The 15,941-nt window shown below is 73.8% G+C and carries 15 protein-coding genes; 3 read left to right on the top strand and 12 right to left on the bottom strand.

Features of this window, described 5'->3' with window-relative positions; genetic code table 11:
- Positions 1–11: 11 nt before the first annotated feature.
- From ABZ478_RS31520 to ABZ478_RS31475, 10 genes are all read right to left on the bottom strand, one after another.
- The gene (locus ABZ478_RS31520) at positions 12–1,544 is read right to left on the bottom strand and encodes a family 43 glycosylhydrolase (RefSeq protein ID WP_359554614.1); all 1,533 of its coding nucleotides are present in this window, start codon (positions 1,542–1,544) and stop codon (positions 12–14) included.
- Positions 1,541–2,386 carry a PmoA family protein gene (locus ABZ478_RS31515; protein ID WP_359554674.1) on the bottom strand — a complete coding sequence of 282 codons (846 nt, stop codon included), beginning with the start codon at positions 2,384–2,386 and terminating at the stop codon, positions 1,541–1,543. The genes ABZ478_RS31520 and ABZ478_RS31515 overlap by 4 nt, the downstream gene beginning before the upstream one ends.
- Positions 2,383–3,522 (bottom strand): Gfo/Idh/MocA family oxidoreductase, encoded by a 1,140-nt coding sequence (locus tag ABZ478_RS31510; protein ID WP_359554612.1) that lies wholly within the window; start codon positions 3,520–3,522, stop codon positions 2,383–2,385. Before ABZ478_RS31510 ends, ABZ478_RS31515 begins: the two co-directional genes overlap by 4 nt.
- Complete coding sequence (locus ABZ478_RS31505; RefSeq protein ID WP_359554672.1) at positions 3,519–4,391, bottom strand: carbohydrate ABC transporter permease; 873 nt, start codon at positions 4,389–4,391, stop codon at positions 3,519–3,521. The genes ABZ478_RS31510 and ABZ478_RS31505 overlap by 4 nt, the downstream gene beginning before the upstream one ends.
- An 8-nt stretch (positions 4,392–4,399) precedes the next feature.
- Positions 4,400–5,335 carry a sugar ABC transporter permease gene (locus ABZ478_RS31500; protein WP_359554610.1) on the bottom strand — a complete coding sequence of 312 codons (936 nt, stop codon included), beginning with the start codon at positions 5,333–5,335 and terminating at the stop codon, positions 4,400–4,402.
- A 92-nt stretch (positions 5,336–5,427) separates the two neighbouring features.
- Positions 5,428–7,170, bottom strand: coding sequence for an L-arabinonate dehydratase (gene araD / locus ABZ478_RS31495; RefSeq protein WP_359554607.1), 1,743 nt, complete (start codon positions 7,168–7,170; stop codon positions 5,428–5,430).
- Positions 7,158–8,069, bottom strand: a complete 912-nt coding sequence (locus tag ABZ478_RS31490) for a dihydrodipicolinate synthase family protein (RefSeq protein ID WP_359554606.1) — start codon at positions 8,067–8,069, stop codon at positions 7,158–7,160. Before ABZ478_RS31490 ends, araD begins: the two co-directional genes overlap by 13 nt.
- On the bottom strand, positions 8,066–8,722 hold the full coding sequence (locus ABZ478_RS31485; RefSeq protein ID WP_359554603.1) for a GntR family transcriptional regulator: 657 nt from the start codon (positions 8,720–8,722) through the stop codon (positions 8,066–8,068). Before ABZ478_RS31485 ends, ABZ478_RS31490 begins: the two co-directional genes overlap by 4 nt.
- 129 nt (positions 8,723–8,851) lie before the next feature.
- Positions 8,852–9,613, bottom strand: a complete 762-nt coding sequence (locus ABZ478_RS31480; RefSeq protein WP_359554600.1) for an MBL fold metallo-hydrolase — start codon at positions 9,611–9,613, stop codon at positions 8,852–8,854.
- A gap of 186 nt (positions 9,614–9,799) precedes the next feature.
- On the bottom strand, positions 9,800–10,381 hold the full coding sequence (locus tag ABZ478_RS31475; RefSeq protein WP_359554598.1) for a TIGR03086 family metal-binding protein: 582 nt from the start codon (positions 10,379–10,381) through the stop codon (positions 9,800–9,802).
- Positions 10,382–10,555: 174 nt separating this feature from the next.
- On the opposite strand from ABZ478_RS31475, the gene ABZ478_RS31470 reads away from it, so the two are divergent.
- Positions 10,556–11,788, top strand: a complete 1,233-nt coding sequence (locus tag ABZ478_RS31470) for an MFS transporter (RefSeq protein ID WP_359554595.1) — start codon at positions 10,556–10,558, stop codon at positions 11,786–11,788.
- On the opposite strand, the gene ABZ478_RS31465 is transcribed toward ABZ478_RS31470, so the two are convergent.
- Both ABZ478_RS31465 and ABZ478_RS31460 read right to left on the bottom strand, forming a co-directional pair.
- Positions 11,725–12,888, bottom strand: a complete 1,164-nt coding sequence (locus ABZ478_RS31465) for a hypothetical protein (RefSeq protein WP_359554593.1) — start codon at positions 12,886–12,888, stop codon at positions 11,725–11,727. The two genes, ABZ478_RS31470 and ABZ478_RS31465, sit on opposite strands and share 64 nt — an antisense overlap.
- Entirely contained in the window at positions 12,885–13,826 is a 942-nt protein-coding gene (locus ABZ478_RS31460; RefSeq protein ID WP_359554592.1) for a 5-dehydro-4-deoxyglucarate dehydratase, read from the bottom strand. Before ABZ478_RS31460 ends, ABZ478_RS31465 begins: the two co-directional genes overlap by 4 nt.
- A 252-nt stretch (positions 13,827–14,078) precedes the next feature.
- On the opposite strand from ABZ478_RS31460, the gene ABZ478_RS31455 reads away from it, so the two are divergent.
- A complete protein-coding gene (locus ABZ478_RS31455) occupies positions 14,079–14,888 on the top strand; it encodes an NAD(P)-dependent oxidoreductase (RefSeq protein WP_359554590.1) in 810 nt (269 codons plus the stop codon).
- 267 nt (positions 14,889–15,155) lie between these two features.
- A complete protein-coding gene (locus ABZ478_RS31450) occupies positions 15,156–15,926 on the top strand; it encodes a DeoR/GlpR family DNA-binding transcription regulator (RefSeq protein ID WP_359554588.1) in 771 nt (256 codons plus the stop codon).
- Positions 15,927–15,941: the final 15 nt, after the last annotated feature.

Raw genomic sequence — 15,941 nt, 5'->3', positions numbered from 1 at the left:
GAGTTGTGGGGTCAGTGACCGGTCCGGGCGCGCGGACCGGCGGGTGTGATCCGGAACCGGGTGAACGTCGCCGTCCCGATGGGCCCCGGTCCCCCGGGGGCGACGGCGAACAGGCCGAGCAGGGCGCCCACCCAGCGCCAGGGGGTGGCCGCGAACACCGGTCCGCAGGAGCGCGGGCCGTCCCCGACGTCGTAGTGGAACCGGCAGCGCGCCCCGGATCCGATCTCGACGCGCAGCCGGACCCGTCCGCCGGGCGCGGGGCACGGCACCCCGGCGTCCCGCTCCGCATCGGCCACGGCCTCGGCGAACCGGTGCACGAGCCGGACCGTCCCGTCGGACCCCCGCTCGAGCCCGATCCAGCCGAAGGCGTCGCCGAGCACCGCGAGTCCCGCCCGCGCCCCCGGCTCACCGCCGTCGAGGCGCAGGTCGGCCTCGACCGCGCAGGGGAAACCGGGCAGCCGCTGGGTGAGCACGTTCGGCAGCCGGCGCGGGTCGTGGGCGTCGGCCGAGCGGACACAGGTCAGCCGCAGCCCGTCCGCGGAGTGCTGGGTGGCCCAGCCGTCGCCCGGGTTGGCGGTCCACTGCCACTGACGGCCGTACCGCCCACCGGGGAAGTCGTCGTCGGTGGCGGGCGCGGCCGGCCGCTGCGGCGGGAGGTCCGGCCGGCGGTGCACGGTCACGGGCGCGCCGTCGTCGCCCAGCACCGGCCAGCCGTCGGTACCCCAGCGCATCGGCTGGAGGTGGACGACCCGGCCATAGGCCCCGCGCTGCTGGAAGTGCAGGAACCAGTCCTCGCCGGCCGCCGTGCGCACCCAGCCGCCCTGGTGCGGCCCGTTCACCTCGGTGTCCTTCTGCTCCAGGACGATCCGTTCCTCGTACGGCCCGAAGAAGCCGCGCGAGCGGAAGGCGCCCTGCCAGCCGGTCTCGACGCCGCCCGCGGGGGCGAGGATCCAGAACCAGCCGTCGTGCCGGTAGAGCTTCGGCCCCTCCAGGGTGAACCAGCCGGGTATGCGGTCCCCGTCGACGATCACCTCGCCCTCGTCCAGCAGCGAGGTGCCGTCGGGGTGCATACGGTGGCCGGTGAGCCGGTTCTTGACGCCGGAGCGGGACCTGGCCCAGGCGTGCACCAGATAGGCCTCTCCGGTCTCCTCGTCCCACAGCGGGCACGGGTCGATCAGGCCGCGGCCCGCCTTGAGCAGGTGCGGGCGGGTCCAGGGCCCGCGGATCTCCGGGGCGTTGACCTGGAAGACGCCCTGGTCGGGGTCGCCCCAGAAGATCCAGAAGCGGTCGTCGTGGTGGCGGATCGAGGGCGCCCAGACCCCGCGGTCGTGCCGGGGCACGGCGAACTCCTCCTCCGGCTCCAGGTGTTGGAGGGCGTGGCCGACCAGGGTCCAGTGGACCAGGTCGCGCGAGTGCAGCAGCGGCAGGCCGGGGACGCGGCCGAAGCTGGAGGCGGTGAGGTAGAAGTCGTCGCCGACGCGGACCACGTCCGGATCGGACCAGTCGGCGTTCAGCACCGGGTTCTCGTACGTGCCGGCGGTCACCGGCTCACCGCCCCGCGGACCAGCGCGGCCGCCTCGGCCCGGTCGAGCCGTCCGTCGGCGACCACGGTGACGACGCGGCGTACGACGGTCTCGCCGGGCGGCACCGGCAGCCGTTCGGTGGCGGCCAGCGAAGAGCCCACCCCGGGGTACTCGGCGGCCCGCACGAACCACGGGTCCCGCCGGGTCTCCTCGGTGGCCCCGGCGAAGACCAGCGTCCAGCCGGCGGATGCCAGCGCGACCCAGTCGGCACGCCCGCCGTGCACTTCGGCCTCGCCCTCGCGGTCGGCGGTGAAGACCTCCGGTGCCCGCGGCTCCTTGCGGGCCCGCCAGAAGAAGCCCCCGTAGGCCGCGCCGGGCCGCCCGTTGGTGGCGGGGCTGCCGAGGGACAGCAGCCCCTCGGTGACGTTGGTCAGGGAGAAGGTGAGGTCCAGCGCCCAGGCCCGGTGGTCGAGCCCGGTGGCGGCGACGGTGCGGCGCTCGCGCAGCAGCTCCCTCCCGGCGGCGACCCAGCGCAGCTCCTCCACGAACCCGTCGGGGTCCGGGAGCTGGAAGGCGGTGTGCCGCTGGGCGCCGTGGTTGTCCAGCTCGGTCGGGCCCCGGTCGCGGACGAAGGTGCGCCCGCCCCAGAAGTTGTGCCCCTCGACGTCGGGAACGGCGACACCGACGCCGAGGTGGTGTGCGTGGTCGGCGGGTCCGAGTTCGGTGACCACCGTGCCGGCCAGGGTGGTGACGGGGTGCAGACAGGGGCGGGGGGCGAGGCGGGCCGGCAGCTCGGGCCGGGTGACGTAGCGGCCGACCGGCCGGCCCGCGACCCGCAGAACCGGTGTGTCGTGGGACATCAGGTGCTCACCTCTTTCGACAGGGCCCAGGAGGCGCCCAGCTCGGAGTAGAGGGCGAGGGTGTCGGCCGAGGCCGCGACCAGGCCGTCGACGCCGGTCACGACCCGGCGGTCCGCGCCGGGCAGCGGGCGCCAGGCGCTCCGGGGCAGCGGGAGCGGGTCGGGGGCGGTGCGGACGGCCTCGACGACTCTCATGAAGGCGCCGGTCTCCGCCGGGGCGACCAGCAGCCCGGTGCCGTCGGTGAGGTGATCGACCAGGTTCTCCAGCAGGTCGTCACGGCCGTACGAGGTCTCCCGCGGGCCGTGTCCGGACCGCTGGAGCAGCACCCGGTCCTGCTTGTACCAGAAGGTGATCCGGCCCCTGGTGCCGTGGACCAGGACGTACGGCTCCCCCGGCTCCTCGGCGCACAGGGTCGCGGCGACCGTGACCGGGCCGCGCGTGGTGCGCACCCGGACGCAGGAGGTGTCGTCGGACTCGATGTCGTTGGCGCGCAGCAGCTCGGTCTCGATGCCGGTGACGTCCTCGGCCCGGGTGGCGCCGAGCAGGGCGAGGGAGGTGGCGACCGCGTGCGCCAGCGGGTTGGTGAGCACCCCGTCGACCACGTCGGCGCCGTTCAGCCGCCGCCGGCCGGCCCAGGGCGCCCGCCGGAAGTAGGCCTCGTCCCGGGCCCAGGCCCCCGCGCCGCCGACCCCGGTGACCTCTCCGATCGCGCCCTCGGCGAGCAGCCGCCGGATCGCGGGCACGGCGTGCGAGCCGAGCGACTGGAAGCCGATCTGGCACGCGACCCCGGCCGCGGCGATCCCGTCGGCCATCCGCCGGTACTCGGCGAAGGACGGCGCCGGCGGCTTCTCCAGCAGCAGGTGCACGCCCCGCCCGGCGGCCGTCAGCGCCAGAGCGGTGTGGGTGGGGATCGGTGTGCAGACGACGGCGGCCCTGGCTCCGGTGGCGTCGAGGAGCGCCCCGAAGTCGGCGGACTGCTCGGGCGTGCCGAGGCCGTCCGGGATCTCGTCCGGGCCCAGTGGGGTCAGTTCGCAGATGCCCGCCAGCCGGACGGCGCCCTTCGCCTGGAGCCGGCGGATGTTGTCCAGGTGCCAGCGGCCGTGACCGCGCGCGCCCGCCAGCACGATGGGGACGGTCATCCCTTCACCGCCCCCGCGCTGAAGCCGGTGATCAGCCACTTCTGGATGAAGGCGAACACGACGACCACCGGTACGGCCGCGATGATGCCGCCCGCGGCCAGCGCGCCGAGGTCGACGCTGTCGGCGCTCATCAGGGTGTTGAGGCCCACCGGGATGGTCTGCTTGCCCTGGTCGGAGAGGAACATCAGGGCGAACAGGAAGTGGTTCCAGGCGTGCACGAAGGCGAACGAGCCGACGGCGATCAGTCCGGGCCGCAGCAGCGGCAGGACGACGATCCGGAAGGCGGTGAGCCGGTTGCAGCCGTCCACCCAGGCGGCCTCCTCCAGGGAGTACGGCACGTTCCGGATGAACCCGCTGATGAGGATCATCGACAGCGGAAGCTGGAAGACGGTCTCGGCGATGACGACGCTGCCCAGTGAGTTGATCATCGACAGCTTGGCGAAGATCTGGAAGAGCGGCACCAGCAGCAGCGCGCCCGGCACGAACTGCGAGCAGAGCAGGGCCAGCATGAAGCCGCGCTTGACGCGGAAGTCGAAGCGGGCGAGGGCGTAGCCGCCGGCCAGGGCGACCACCGTGGTCAGGACGAGGGTGGCGAGGCCGACGTAGACGCTGTTGACGAAGTAGGTGCCGAAGCCGCGGTCGGTCCACACCTTGCCGAAGTGCTCGAACGTCACCGGCCAGGGGACCAGGGAGGTGGAGCCGGCCGGGCGGAGGGCGAAGAGGAGGATCCAGTAGAAGGGGACCAGGGTGAACAGCAGGTAGACCGACAGCGGCAGGTAGATCTGCCAGCGGGGCGCCTCGTCCCAGGCGCGGCGCCTGCCGCGCGGGCGGGCGGACTCGGACACGACCCGCTCGGGCGCGGGAGCGATCTCGGTGATCACTTGGTCTCACCTCCGAACTTGCTCAGCCGCAGATAGACCATCGAGCAGAAGAGCAGGATCACGAACGCCACCGTCGTCAGGGCGGAGGCGTAGCCGAAGTTGTGGGCGTCGACGCTGGTGTTGGCGATGTAGAGGGGCAGCGTGGTGGTCTCGCCGGCCGGACCGCCGCCGGTCAGGGTGTAGAGCAGGTCGACGTTGTTGAACTCCCACACCGCGCGCAGCAGCGTGGACAGGACGATGGCGTCCTTCAGGTGGGGCAGGGTGATGTGCCAGAACTGCTTCAGGCGGCTCGCCCCGTCGACCTCGGCGGCCTCGTACAGGTCCCGGGAGACGGACTGCAGGTCGGCGAGGATGAGGATGGCGAAGAAGGGGACGCCCCGCCAGAGGTCGGCGACCACCGCCGCCGGGAAGACCGTCGAGGTGTCCGAGAGCCAGCTCGTGCCGTAGGAGCCCAGCCCGGCGTCGGCCAGGTAACGGGTGACGCCGGTCTGGGAGTTGTAGAGCAGGACCCAGATCACCGAGGTCAGCACGCCGGAGACGGCCCAGGGGGAGAAGACCAGGGCGCGGCCCAGCGACCGGCCCACGAACGTCTGGTTGACGATGAGCGCCAGGGCCAGGCCGAACAGGAGCTGCAGTCCGACCTCGACGACGACCCATTGGGCGCTGAAGGTCAGCGTGTCCCAGAACTGCGGGTCGTGGCCGAAGGCCTGGGTGAAGTTGTCCAGGCCCGCGAAGCCGTTCCGCCAGGGCTTGGTGGGGTTGTAGTTCTGCAGGCTGTAGTAGAAGACGCTGAGCACCGGGTAGGCGATGAAGCCCAGCATCAGCAGGGCGGCCGGCGCGATCAGCAGGTACGGCAGCCTGCGCGGCGTCGCGGAGGCACGGCGCCGCCGGGGTGGCGCGGGCGGTTCCGCCACGGCTGCGGCTTGGGCCATGACTGTTCTCCGTTCGCAGTGGGGCAGTTCAGCGGGTGCAGGAAGCGCTTGCTACGTACACATGGGTGAAGCACTTCCGTGGTGGGGCGGGGTCAGCCGGCGTAAGGGTCCGGCACGGTGCCCTGGCGGGCCAGGAACTCGAAGTCGCAGCCGGTGTCGGCCTGGGTGATCTGCTCGTTGTAGAGGGCGCCGTAGCCGCGCTCGAACCGTGCGGGCGGCGGCGTCCACGCGGCCCGCCTGCGCTCCAGTTCCGTGTCGTCGACGTGGAGCCTCAGGGCGCGCCCCTCGACGTCCAGGGTGATGAGGTCACCGGTGCGCACCAGCGCCAGCGGTCCGCCGATGTACGACTCCGGCGCCACGTGCAGCACGCAGGCGCCGTAACTGGTGCCGCTCATCCGGGCGTCGGAGATCCGCACCATGTCCCGCACGCCCTGCTTCAGCAGGTGGTCCGGGATGGGGAGCATGCCGTACTCGGGCATGCCCGGGCCGCCCTTGGGACCGGCGTTGCGCAGCACCAGCACGCTGTCCGCGGTGATCCCCAGGGACGGGTCGTTGATGGTGCGCTGCATCGTCCGGTAGTCGTCGAAGACGACCGCGGGGCCGGTGTGCCGGAGCAGGTGGGGCTCGGCGGCGATGTGCTTGATGACGGCGCCGTCGGGGCAGAGGTTGCCGCGCAGCACCGCGACCCCGCCCTCACTCGCGACCGGGTTGTCCCGGGGCCGGATCACGTCGTCGTCGTGCACCTGGGCTCCGGCGAGCTGCTCGCGCAGGGTGTCGTGCGACACCGTCGGCCGGTCCAGGTGGAGCAGGTCGGGGATCCGGGAGAGGAAACCGGGCAGGCCGCCCGCGAAGTGGAAGTCCTCCATGAGGTACCGCTGTCCGCCGGGGCGGACATTGGCGAGGACCGGCACCGTGCGGGCGATACGGTCGAAGTCGTCCAGGGTGAGCCGCACCCCGGCCCGCCCGGCCATGGCGATCAGGTGGATCACGGCGTTGGTGGAGCCGCCGAGGCCGAGGACGGTCGTCACCGCGTCCTCGAAGGCCTCGCGGGTGAGGATCCGGCTCAGCCTGCGGTCCCGGTGGACCAGTTCGACGGCGGTCATGCCCGCCCTGGCCGCCATCCGGTCGTGCCCGGAGTCCACCGCCGGGACGCTGGACGCGCCCGGCACGGTCACCCCGAGCGCCTCGGCGGCGGCGGTCAGCGTGGACGCCGTGCCCATGGTCATGCAGTGGCCGGGCGAACGGGCCAGGCCGCTCTCCAGCTCGGTCATCTCGCAGTCGCCGATGAGGCCGGCCCGCTTGTCGTCCCAGTACTTCCACATGTCGGTGCCGGAGCCGAGGACCTCGCCGCGCCAGTGGCCGGGGAGCATGGGCCCGGCCGGGACGAAGACGGCCGGCAGGTCCACCGAGGCCGCGCCCATGAGCAGGGCGGGCGTGGACTTGTCGCAGCCGCCCATCAGCACCGCGCCGTCGACGGGGTAGGAGCGCAGCAGCTCCTCCGTCTCCATCGCGAGCATGTTGCGGTAGAGCATCGGGGTCGGCTTCTGGAAGGTCTCGCTGAGGGTGGAGACCGGGAACTCCAGCGGGAAGCCGCCCGCCTGCCACACCCCGCGCTTGACGGCCTGGGCGCGGTCGCGCAGGTGGACGTGGCAGGGGTTGATGTCGGACCAGGTGTTGAGGATCGCGACGACCGGCTTGCCGAGGTGCTCCTCGGGGAGGTACCCGAGCTGGCGGGTACGGGCGCGGTGGCTGAAGGAGCGCAGGCCGTCGGTGCCGTACCACTGGTGGCTGCGGAGCTCCTCGGGATCTCTGCGGGGCGCGTTCATATCGGCCATCCGGCGGCGATGGCGGCGACCTCGGCGCGCTCGTCCGCGGGCAGCGGCTTGCTCGGCGGGCGGACGTCCCGGCGGCACAGGCCGAGCGCGGCGAGTGCCTCCTTGACGACGGTGACGTTGTTGGCGTTGCCGTGGGCGGCGCGCAGGTCCTCGAAGCGGCGGATCTGCTCCCAGACCTTCATGGCGGCCGGGAAGTCTCCGGACCGGAGCGCCTCGATCATGTTGCGGGATACGGCGGGGGCGACGTTCACCAGTCCCGAGGTGAAGCCGGTGGCGCCGGCCGAGAAGTAGGAGGGGGCGTAGGGCTCGGCGAGGCCGGCGACCCACACGAAGCGGTCGAGCCCCGCGTCCCGGGCGAAGCCGGCGAAGCGCGCGGCGTCCGGGACGGCGTACTTGACGCCCACCACGTTCGGGCACTGGTCGGCGAGTTCGGCGAGGCGGGCGCCGGCCAGCCGCTCGTCGCGGATGTACGGCACCACGCCCAGCTCGGGCACGGACTCGGCGATCGCGCGGTGGTAGTCGACCCAGCCGGCGGCCGAGACGTACGGGTGCACGGGCTGGTGGACCATCACCATCGCGGCGCCGGTGTCGCGGGCGTGCCGGGCGGAGTCGATGGCGGTGGGCAGGTCGTGGCCGACGCCGACCAGGACCACGGCGCGGTCGCCGGCCTCCTTCGCGGTCAGCTCGGTGACGAGGCGGCGCTCCTCGGGGGTGAGGGCGTAGAACTCGCCGGTGTTCCCGTTGGAGGTGATGGTGGTGATCCCGCCGTCGAGCAGCCGGCGCAGCAGGGCCCGGTGGGTGTCCCGCTCGACGGAGCCGTCCTCGGCGAACGGGGTCACCGGGATGGCCACCACGTCGGCCAGGGCCGCCCGCTGGGTCTCGAACGTCACGCTGCTCATTCCTGGCCTTCCTCGGGGTGGGGCTCGGAGATCGCCCGCCGTACGAACGACGCGATGTGGGCGTGCAGGGCGCTCGCCGCGCCGTCCGCGTCGCCCTCGAGCGCGAGCCGCAGGATGTCCCGGTGCTCGGCGGCCTCCCGCTCCCACGAGGGGTCGGCCGCCCAGGCCACGGCCGCGACGAGGGCGGCCTGGTCGCGGACCTCGTCGAGCATCCGGCCCAGCAGCGGGTTGCCGCACGGCAGGTACAGCGCGCGGTGGAACTGGCGGTTGGCCAGGGAGCGTTCGGCGGTGTCGCCGGCGGAGTCGGCGCGGGCCAGCGCCTCGCGGGCGGCGTCGAGGGACGCCCCGCGCCGCACGGCCCGGCGCAGGGCCTCGGGTTCCAGCAGCAGCCGGACGTCGTAGACCTCGCGCGCCATGTCCGCGTCCACCATGCGCACCGTGACGCCCTTGTACTGGCTCATCACGACGAGCCCGGTCCCGGCGAGGGTCTTCAGGGCCTCGCGCACCGGGGTCTTGGACACCCCGAACTGTGCGGCGAGTTCCGTCTCGACCAGGGCCTGACCGGGCGTCAGCTGCCCGGTGAGGATGCGGTGTTTGATCGCGTCCAGCACGTACTGCGTGCGGGACGGGATCGGCGTGGGCACAGAGGTCATACGGCCCTCTCGGATCTCGCGTATCGCGTCTCATATATGACGTACGAAGTACGACGCGTTGAAGGTAGGAGGGGGCCCGTGTTTCGTCAATGCTTCTGACAAAGGAAGTTCGGGTTGCCGCGAGGCGCCTCAGAGGCTGTGGCTGTCGCCCTCAAGGGCGGCGCGGGCGGGCCGGCCGAAGGCCTCGGCGGCGCGGGCGGTGGCCGCCGCCCGGGTGAGGGTGGGTCCGACGTGGGTGACGAGCAGCTCGCGCACCCGTGCCTCCCGGGCGACACGGCCGGCGTCCTCGGGGGTGAGGTGGACCTGCGGGAAGTGTTCGCCACCGCGATGCTCGTCGATGTCCGCCTCGCACAGGAACAGGTCGGCGCGGGCGGCGAGTTCGGTGAGCGCGGCGCAGGGGCCGCTGTCCCCCGAGTAGGCCAGCACGCTCCCCTGGCATTCGGCGCGCAGCCCGTACGCCTCGGTGTCGTGGGCGACGGCGCGGGCGGTGAGCCGGAGGTTCCAGTGCCGGACGTCGTGGCCGTCGTACAGGGCCCGGAAGTCGAAGACGCCCTTCAGGAACTCGGTGTCCGGGCGCCCGAAGAAGCCCGCCAGCCGGCGTGCGCAGTCCTGCGGCGCGTACACCGGCACGGGCGCGGCCGGGGTCATCCCGCCGAACGCGAAGGCGTAGGCGGCGGCGAGCAGATCGGCGCTGTGGTCGGCGTGCAGATGCGAGATCCAGATCGCGGTGAGCCGGGCGGGATCCGTGTGCCGCTGCAACGCAGCGAAGGTACCGGGCCCGGCGTCCACCCACACCTCGGCGCCCCCGCCGGCCAGCAGATACCCGGAGCACGGCCGGTCGGGACCGGGGTGCGGGGAGGCGGCGCCGAGAACGGTGAGGGTGAGCGGCATAGCACGGAGAGTACGGGGTGCGACGCCGGGCTCCGGCCGGTTCGGTCAAGGACGCGCCCCGCGCCGCAGGGGCCCGCGACGCGGGGCGCTCCGGCACCGCAAGCGGCACCGCAGGCGGTCCTGACCGGCGGCGTGCCGCGCGGCATGCCGCCGGTCAGGACCGCCTGCGAAGGGGGCGGCCGGGCGTCACGGGCGCCACCCCGGATCCCGGCCGCTGAGTCCCACCGCCCGGTCCAGCAGAGGCGCGCCCTCCGGTACCGGTACGACCGGGCCGAAGATGCCGTCGCCGCGGCCGGCGTCCTCGGCGGCGGCGAGGAGGAAGCGGTGTGCCGTGTCGAGGGCGTCGGGGTCGGGCGCGTAGGGCTGCCCCGTCGCGCGGGCCAGGTCCCAGCCGTGGATCACCAGTTCGTCGACGGCGACGGCGCCCGCGACCTCGCCGGGCAGGTCGATGCCGCCGGCCCGGGTGAAGCCGGTCCAGGCGGCCGGGTCGCGCCAGGCGTCGGCCAGTTCGTCCAGCGCCTTGGGCAGTTCCTCGCGCCAGCCGGGGCCGAGGTCCGGGACGGCGGCGTCCGGGCTGGTGTCGGTCGTCGCGCCGAGGTCCTTGCGGGCGGCGTCACGGAAGGCGACCGACAGGTGCAGGACGTGGCCGAGCAGGTTGCGCACCGCCAGGTCCGGGCACGGCGTGGCGGCCGTGAGCCGCTCGTCGGCGACGGCCTCGGCGAGCCGTGCCACGATCCGGGTCTGCGGGCCGAGATCCACCATGGTCATGGTCACTCCTCTTGAGGTCGCACTGTCCGTACGAAGCGTTGACCGTCCCGCTCCCCGGAACTCATCGGTCGCCGCCGAGCCACTCCCACGGCGGACGGCCGCCGCCGCCCCGCGTCCGGGAATAGGGCACTCTGCCGATGCCGGGCCCCCGCCTCAGGCCCACGATGGGCGGGTATGACGACTTCCTGGTCCCTGGTCCGCGTCCTGCGGGACCGCGACGCGGTGCTGTACCTCGCCGGCGTGGTGGTGTCCGCCTTCGGCACCTCCTCGCTGTGGCTGGCGTCGGGGGTGTGGGTGAAGGACCTCACGGGGTCCGACGGCCTGGCCGCCCTGAGCGTGCTCGCCCTGTGGGCGCCCACGCCGGCGGGTCCGGCGCTCGGCGCGCCGGCGGACCGGACGCGGCGCAAGCCCCTGCTGGTCGTGGCGAACCTGGGCCTGGCCGGGCTGCTCCTCACCCTGTTCGCCGCCGACTCCGCCGGCCACCTGTGGCTGCTCTTCGCCGTGCTGTTCCTGTACGGCGCCGTCGGTGTCGTCCACGACGCCGCCGAGTCGGCTCTGGTCGCCGCCGTCGTCGCTCCGGAGCTTCTCGGCGACTTCAACGGGCTGCGGACGGCCCTCACGGAGGGCATGAAACTCGTCGCCCCGCTGACGGGAGCGGGTCTCTACGCGCTCTACGGCGGACCGGCCGTGGCCTGCCTGGACGCCGTCACCTTCGTCCTCGCCGCCGGTGTGTGCGCCCTGCTGCGGGTGCGCGAGGAGCGGCCCGCACGGGCCGGTGCCGGATGGCGGCGACAGACCGCGCAGGGCGTCGGGCACCTGTGGGGGCACCCCGTGCTGCGCCCGCTGGTCGTGGCGGGCGGTACGACCATGCTGCTGGCCGGGCTCGCCGGCGCCACGGTGTACGCCGTCGTCGACCGCCTCGGCCACTCCCCCGCCTACGCGGGCGTCCTGTACGCCTTCCAGGGCGCCGGTTCGGTGGCGGCCGGGCTGCTCTCGGGGCCGGCGCTGCGCCGGCTGGGCGCGCGCCGGTTCGCGGCGGCGGGTATCGCGCTGACCGGGATCGCCGCGGCCACGCGGGCCGTACCGTCGGACCCGGTGGCCCTGGTGGGCTGCGTGGCGGGCGGGCTGGGCCTGCCCTGCGCGCTGATCGCCGCGTTCACCGCCGTACAGCGCGAGACCCCCGGGCCGCTGCTGGGCCGCGCGACGGCGACCGCCAACACGCTGCTCCTCACCCCGAACGTGCTCGGACTGGCCCTCGGTGCCGGCCTGGTCGAACTGGCGGGCCCTGGACTGCTGCTGCCGCTGTACGGCGCCGCGTTCGTCGCCGCGGCGGCCGCCCTTGCTCACCGCGCCGACAGCGCCTCGCGCACCGCGGACAGGTCGTCGTCCGACGCCAGCCCGGCGTGATACAACCGCAGTTCCGTCGCGCCCTCGGCACGCGCGCGTGCCGCGTCCCGCGCGAGGGTGCCGGGGCTGCCGCCCATCCCGGTAACCACCGTGAAGTTGGCCGCCAGGACCTTCCGTCCGTCCGCCCGTCCGGCGAAGGGCGCCAGCAGTCCGGTACCGCCCGTGCACGGCACCACCACACCGTCCGCGACACCGAGGACGTGGGCGGGGTCGACGCCGGCGTTGGCGCCGCAGTGGTACGGCACGGGGTCGGAGTGCAGCAGCACCTGGAAGCCCTCGGGCGCCGCGGCCCGTACGGCGGCGACGGCCTCCTCCTGGAGGGTGCGGGCGACGGTGTCGCGCCACGCGCGCGTGGCGGCCGCCGTGTCCTCCCCGAGGAGTTTCTCGACCGACGGCCAGCCCCCGTCGTCCGCCGCGCCCCGCCACAGCGGCTCCAGCGCGGCGCGCACCCCGGCCGCCAGCCGGCCGGGGTCCAGCCCCTGTTCGCCGTAGCCGGCGCCGCAGGACGGGCAGAAGCACAGGGACATCAGATACTGCCCGGCGTCCCCGAGACCGACCCCGGAGGTCTTGTCGTGCGCGTGCAGGTGCTGCAGGCCGTACCAGCCGAGGGACTCCAGCTCGGTGCCGTGCGCGCCCGGGCGCACGGCGGCCTCGGCGGCCAGGTCGACCAGGTACGCGCGCGTGGCGGGCTGCGCGACGCACGGCGCCCACGGGTAGCGGTCGCCGTAGGCGTTGACTACCGAGGTGTCCGGATGTTCGGCGCCCATGCGGGAGTTGTGGGCGAGGACGACCCAGGTGTGCACCTCCAGCCCGGCCGCCGCGAGCGCCCCGGCGGCCTCGCCGTAGGCGTCGCCGGGGGCCCAGCGTCCGGCGGGGTACGGGCGCAGTGCGCGGCCCGCCCAGCGGTCGCCCGGCGGGTAGAGGACGGCCGCGTGCTCCGCCGTCACGATGCGGTGGCGGGGGTGGCGGGGGGTCAGGGCGCGGGTGGAGTGGTAGGCGGAGGCGAGGGTGACCTGCCCGCCCCCGAGCGAGGCGACCCGCTCGGGGGCGCGCGGGTCCCCGGCCACGTCCCAGGGGTAGAGGAACGCCGACGTCTTCACGCCTCCCCCTCCAGCAGCGCGTGTCCGCGCTCGATGAGCCGGGCGAGCCGCTTGACGTGGTCCTCGCCCGGCTCGTGCAGCGGCGGGCGGACCTCGCCCACGTCCAGGCCGCGCAGCCGTACGCCCGCCTTGACGAGCGAGACGGCGTAGCCGCGGCCCTGGGCGCGCAGTTCCACGAACGGGCCGTAGAAGCCGTCCAGGAGTCGCCGCACGGTGGCCTCGTCACCCGAGCGAAGCGCCCGGTGGAAGGCGAGGGCGATCTCCGGGGCGAAGCAGAAGACGGCCGAGGAGTACAGGGTGACGCCGAGGGCGCGGTAGGCGAGCTGGGTCTGCTCGGCGGTCGGCATGCCGTTGAAGTAGAGGAAGTCGCCGGGGGCCGCGGTGCGCACGGCGCTGACGACGCGCTGCATCAGGTCCAGGTCGCCGAGCCCGTCCTTGAGGCCGATGACGCCCTCGGTGCGGGCCAGTTCCACGACGGTCGGCGGGGTGAAGACCGCGTTGTCGCGCTGGTAGACGATGACCGGCAGGGCGGTGGCGGCGGCGATCTCCCGGTAGTGCCGCAGCAGTCCCTCCTGGCCCGCGAGGACGAGGTACGGCGGCATCGCCAGCAGTCCGTCGGCGCCCGCCTCCTCGGCGGTGCGGGCGTAGCGGACGGCGAGCGCGGTGCCGTAGCCGGTACCGGCGACGACGGGCACCCGCCCTTCGGCCGCCTCGACGGCCGCCCGGACGCAGGCCTCGAACTCCTCGGGCAGCAGCGCGTGGAACTCGCCGGTGCCGCAGCAGGCGAAGACGGCGGCGGCACCGGCCGCGACGCCCTCGCGCACATGGGCGCGGTAGACGTCGAGGTCGACGGAGCCGTCGGGGCCGTAGGCCGTGACGGGGAAGAACAGCGGTCCGCTCGGATCGCGGAGCCGGGCGGCGAGAGGGGCTGGCGTCACGAGCGCTCCCTGTCGGTGCATACTTCTGATCGGCGTCCATATTTCTGAACAACTGCACGCTACGGGCCTCTTTCGGCCCGGGTCAAGCGTGCAAACCCGCGACATGGCACCGGATTTCCCCACTCCACGGCACACTTGACGGGATCCGTCACCGCTTTCTAGCGTGTCCACGCATGTGAATGATGTCCATGTGAATGATGCTCGCGCGCATGGCCGTTCAGCATTCGTCAGAGGCGACCAAGGAGACCGAGGATGCCCGCTCCCCGCACCGTTCTGCTCACCGGCGCCGCCGGCGGACTCGGCACCCTGATGCGGTCCCTGCTGCCGGCGCACGGCTACACACTGCGCCTGTTCGACGTGCGGCCCGTCGACGGCGAGCCGGACGCCGTCACCGCGGACCTCACCGACACGGACGCGCTGCGCGAGGCGGTGCGGGGCGTCGACGCGGTCATCCACCTCGCGGGCATCTCCCTGGAAGCGCCGTTCGAGAAGATCCTGAAGTCGAACATCGAGGGCACCTACAACCTGTACGAGGCCGCCCGCCTCGAAGGCGTGCCCCGGATCGTCTTCGCCTCCTCCAACCACGCCGTCGGCTTCACCCCGGCCCCGGGCCCGGGCGAACCGCTGATCCCCATCGGCACCCCGCGCCGCCCGGACACCTTCTACGGCCTGTCCAAGTCCTTCGGCGAGGACCTCGCCCAGCTCTACTGGGACAAGCACGGCCTGGAGACCGTCTCCGTGCGCATCGGCTCCTGCTTCCCGGAGCCGACCAGCGTGCGCATGCTCTCGGTGTGGATGAGCCCGGACGACGGCGCCCGCCTCTTCCACGCGGCCCTGACCGCCGAGGGGGTCGGCCACACCGTGGTCCACGGCTCCTCGGCCAACACCCGCCTGTGGTGGGACCTCACCAGCGCGCGGGCGCTCGGTTACGACCCCCAGGACGACTCCGAGCCGTACGCGGAGAAGCTCATCGCCGAGCAGGGCGAACTCGACCCGGCGAACCCCGCGCACAGCCACCTCGGCGGCCACTTCGTGAACGACCCGCCCATCTGGCCGTACTGACGCGGCCGGCCCGGAGGCCGGAAACGGCCGCTCACGGCGGCGGGCGGGCACCGAACGGGCCCGCCCGCCGCCGTTTCGGGCATCCGGGCCGCCCGATCCCACCCCGCCCCGCACGGTCCCGCAGGTCCGCGACGGGCACCGCACACCCCGAACGGGCACAACCGGGCAGGATCGAGCCCGTAACAGACCTGGTCAGCGCCGCACACCCGCTGTAGAACTTCTCCCGTGGGCCCGAACGGGCAGCTCGGCGGGAAAGCGGGTGAGGAAATGGGCACGAGGACGGCGGAGGAACGCCAGCGCGAGATCGTGCGGGCCGCGCGCACCACCGGCTCGGTCGACGTCACCGCGCTCGCCGCCGAACTGGGCGTGGCCAAGGAGACCGTCCGGCGTGATCTGCGCGCCCTGGAGGACCACGGCCTGGTCCGCAGGACGCACGGCGGCGCCTATCCGGTCGAGAGCGCCGGTTTCGAGACGACGCTCGCCTTCCGCGCCACCAGCCACGTCCCCGAGAAGCGCCGGATCGCCGCCGCCGCGGCCGAACTGCTCGGCGACGCGGAGACGGTCTTCGTGGACGAGGGCTTCACCCCGCAGCTCATCGCCGAGTCCCTGCCGGCCGGCCGGCCGCTGACCGTGGTCACCGCGTCCCTGCCGGTCGCCGGCGCCCTGGCCGAGGCCGAGGACGTGTCGGTCCTGCTCCTCGGCGGGCGGGTCCGGGCCGGCACGCTGGCCACCGTCGACCACTGGGCCACCCGGATGCTGTCCGGCTTCGTGATCGACCTCGCCTACATCGGGGCCAACGGCATCTCCCGCGACCACGGGCTCACCACCCCCGATCCCGCGGTCAGCGAGGTGAAGACCCAGGCCGTCCGCGCCGCACGGCGCACGATCTTCGCGGGTGTGCACACCAAGTTCGGAGCGGTCAGCTTCTGCCGGTTCGCCGAGATCGGCGCGCTGGAGGCGATCGTGACGAGCACCCTGCTGCCGGCCACCGAGGCCCACCGCTACTCCCTGCTGGGCCCGCAGGTCATCAGGGTCTGAACGGCCGGGCCCGGG

The sequence above is a fragment of the Streptomyces sp. NPDC005706 genome, from assembly GCF_040631045.1.
Classification (GTDB): Bacteria; Actinomycetota; Actinomycetes; order Streptomycetales; family Streptomycetaceae; genus Streptomyces.
The sequence above is the reverse complement of the archived record's forward strand: the minus strand, read 5'-3'. Positions and strand labels throughout refer to the sequence as shown.

Excerpts from the sequence above, each read along its gene's own strand:
- ABZ478_RS31510 (WP_359554612.1), bottom strand. The coding sequence starts at position 3,522 with ATGACCGTCCCCATCGTGCTGGCGGGCGCGCGCGGTCACGGCCGCTGG.
- araD (WP_359554607.1), bottom strand. The coding sequence starts at position 7,170 with ATGGCCGATATGAACGCGCCCCGCAGAGATCCCGAGGAGCTCCGCAGC.
- ABZ478_RS31480 (WP_359554600.1), bottom strand. The coding sequence starts at position 9,613 with ATGCCGCTCACCCTCACCGTTCTCGGCGCCGCCTCCCCGCACCCCGGT.
- ABZ478_RS31470 (WP_359554595.1), top strand. The coding sequence starts at position 10,556 with ATGACGACTTCCTGGTCCCTGGTCCGCGTCCTGCGGGACCGCGACGCG.
- ABZ478_RS31450 (WP_359554588.1), top strand. The coding sequence starts at position 15,156 with ATGGGCACGAGGACGGCGGAGGAACGCCAGCGCGAGATCGTGCGGGCC.
- ABZ478_RS31485 (WP_359554603.1), bottom strand. The coding sequence starts at position 8,722 with ATGACCTCTGTGCCCACGCCGATCCCGTCCCGCACGCAGTACGTGCTG.
- ABZ478_RS31455 (WP_359554590.1), top strand. The coding sequence starts at position 14,079 with ATGCCCGCTCCCCGCACCGTTCTGCTCACCGGCGCCGCCGGCGGACTC.
- ABZ478_RS31475 (WP_359554598.1), bottom strand. The coding sequence starts at position 10,381 with ATGACCATGGTGGATCTCGGCCCGCAGACCCGGATCGTGGCACGGCTC.
- ABZ478_RS31500 (WP_359554610.1), bottom strand. The coding sequence starts at position 5,335 with ATGGCCCAAGCCGCAGCCGTGGCGGAACCGCCCGCGCCACCCCGGCGG.
- ABZ478_RS31490 (WP_359554606.1), bottom strand. The coding sequence starts at position 8,069 with ATGAGCAGCGTGACGTTCGAGACCCAGCGGGCGGCCCTGGCCGACGTG.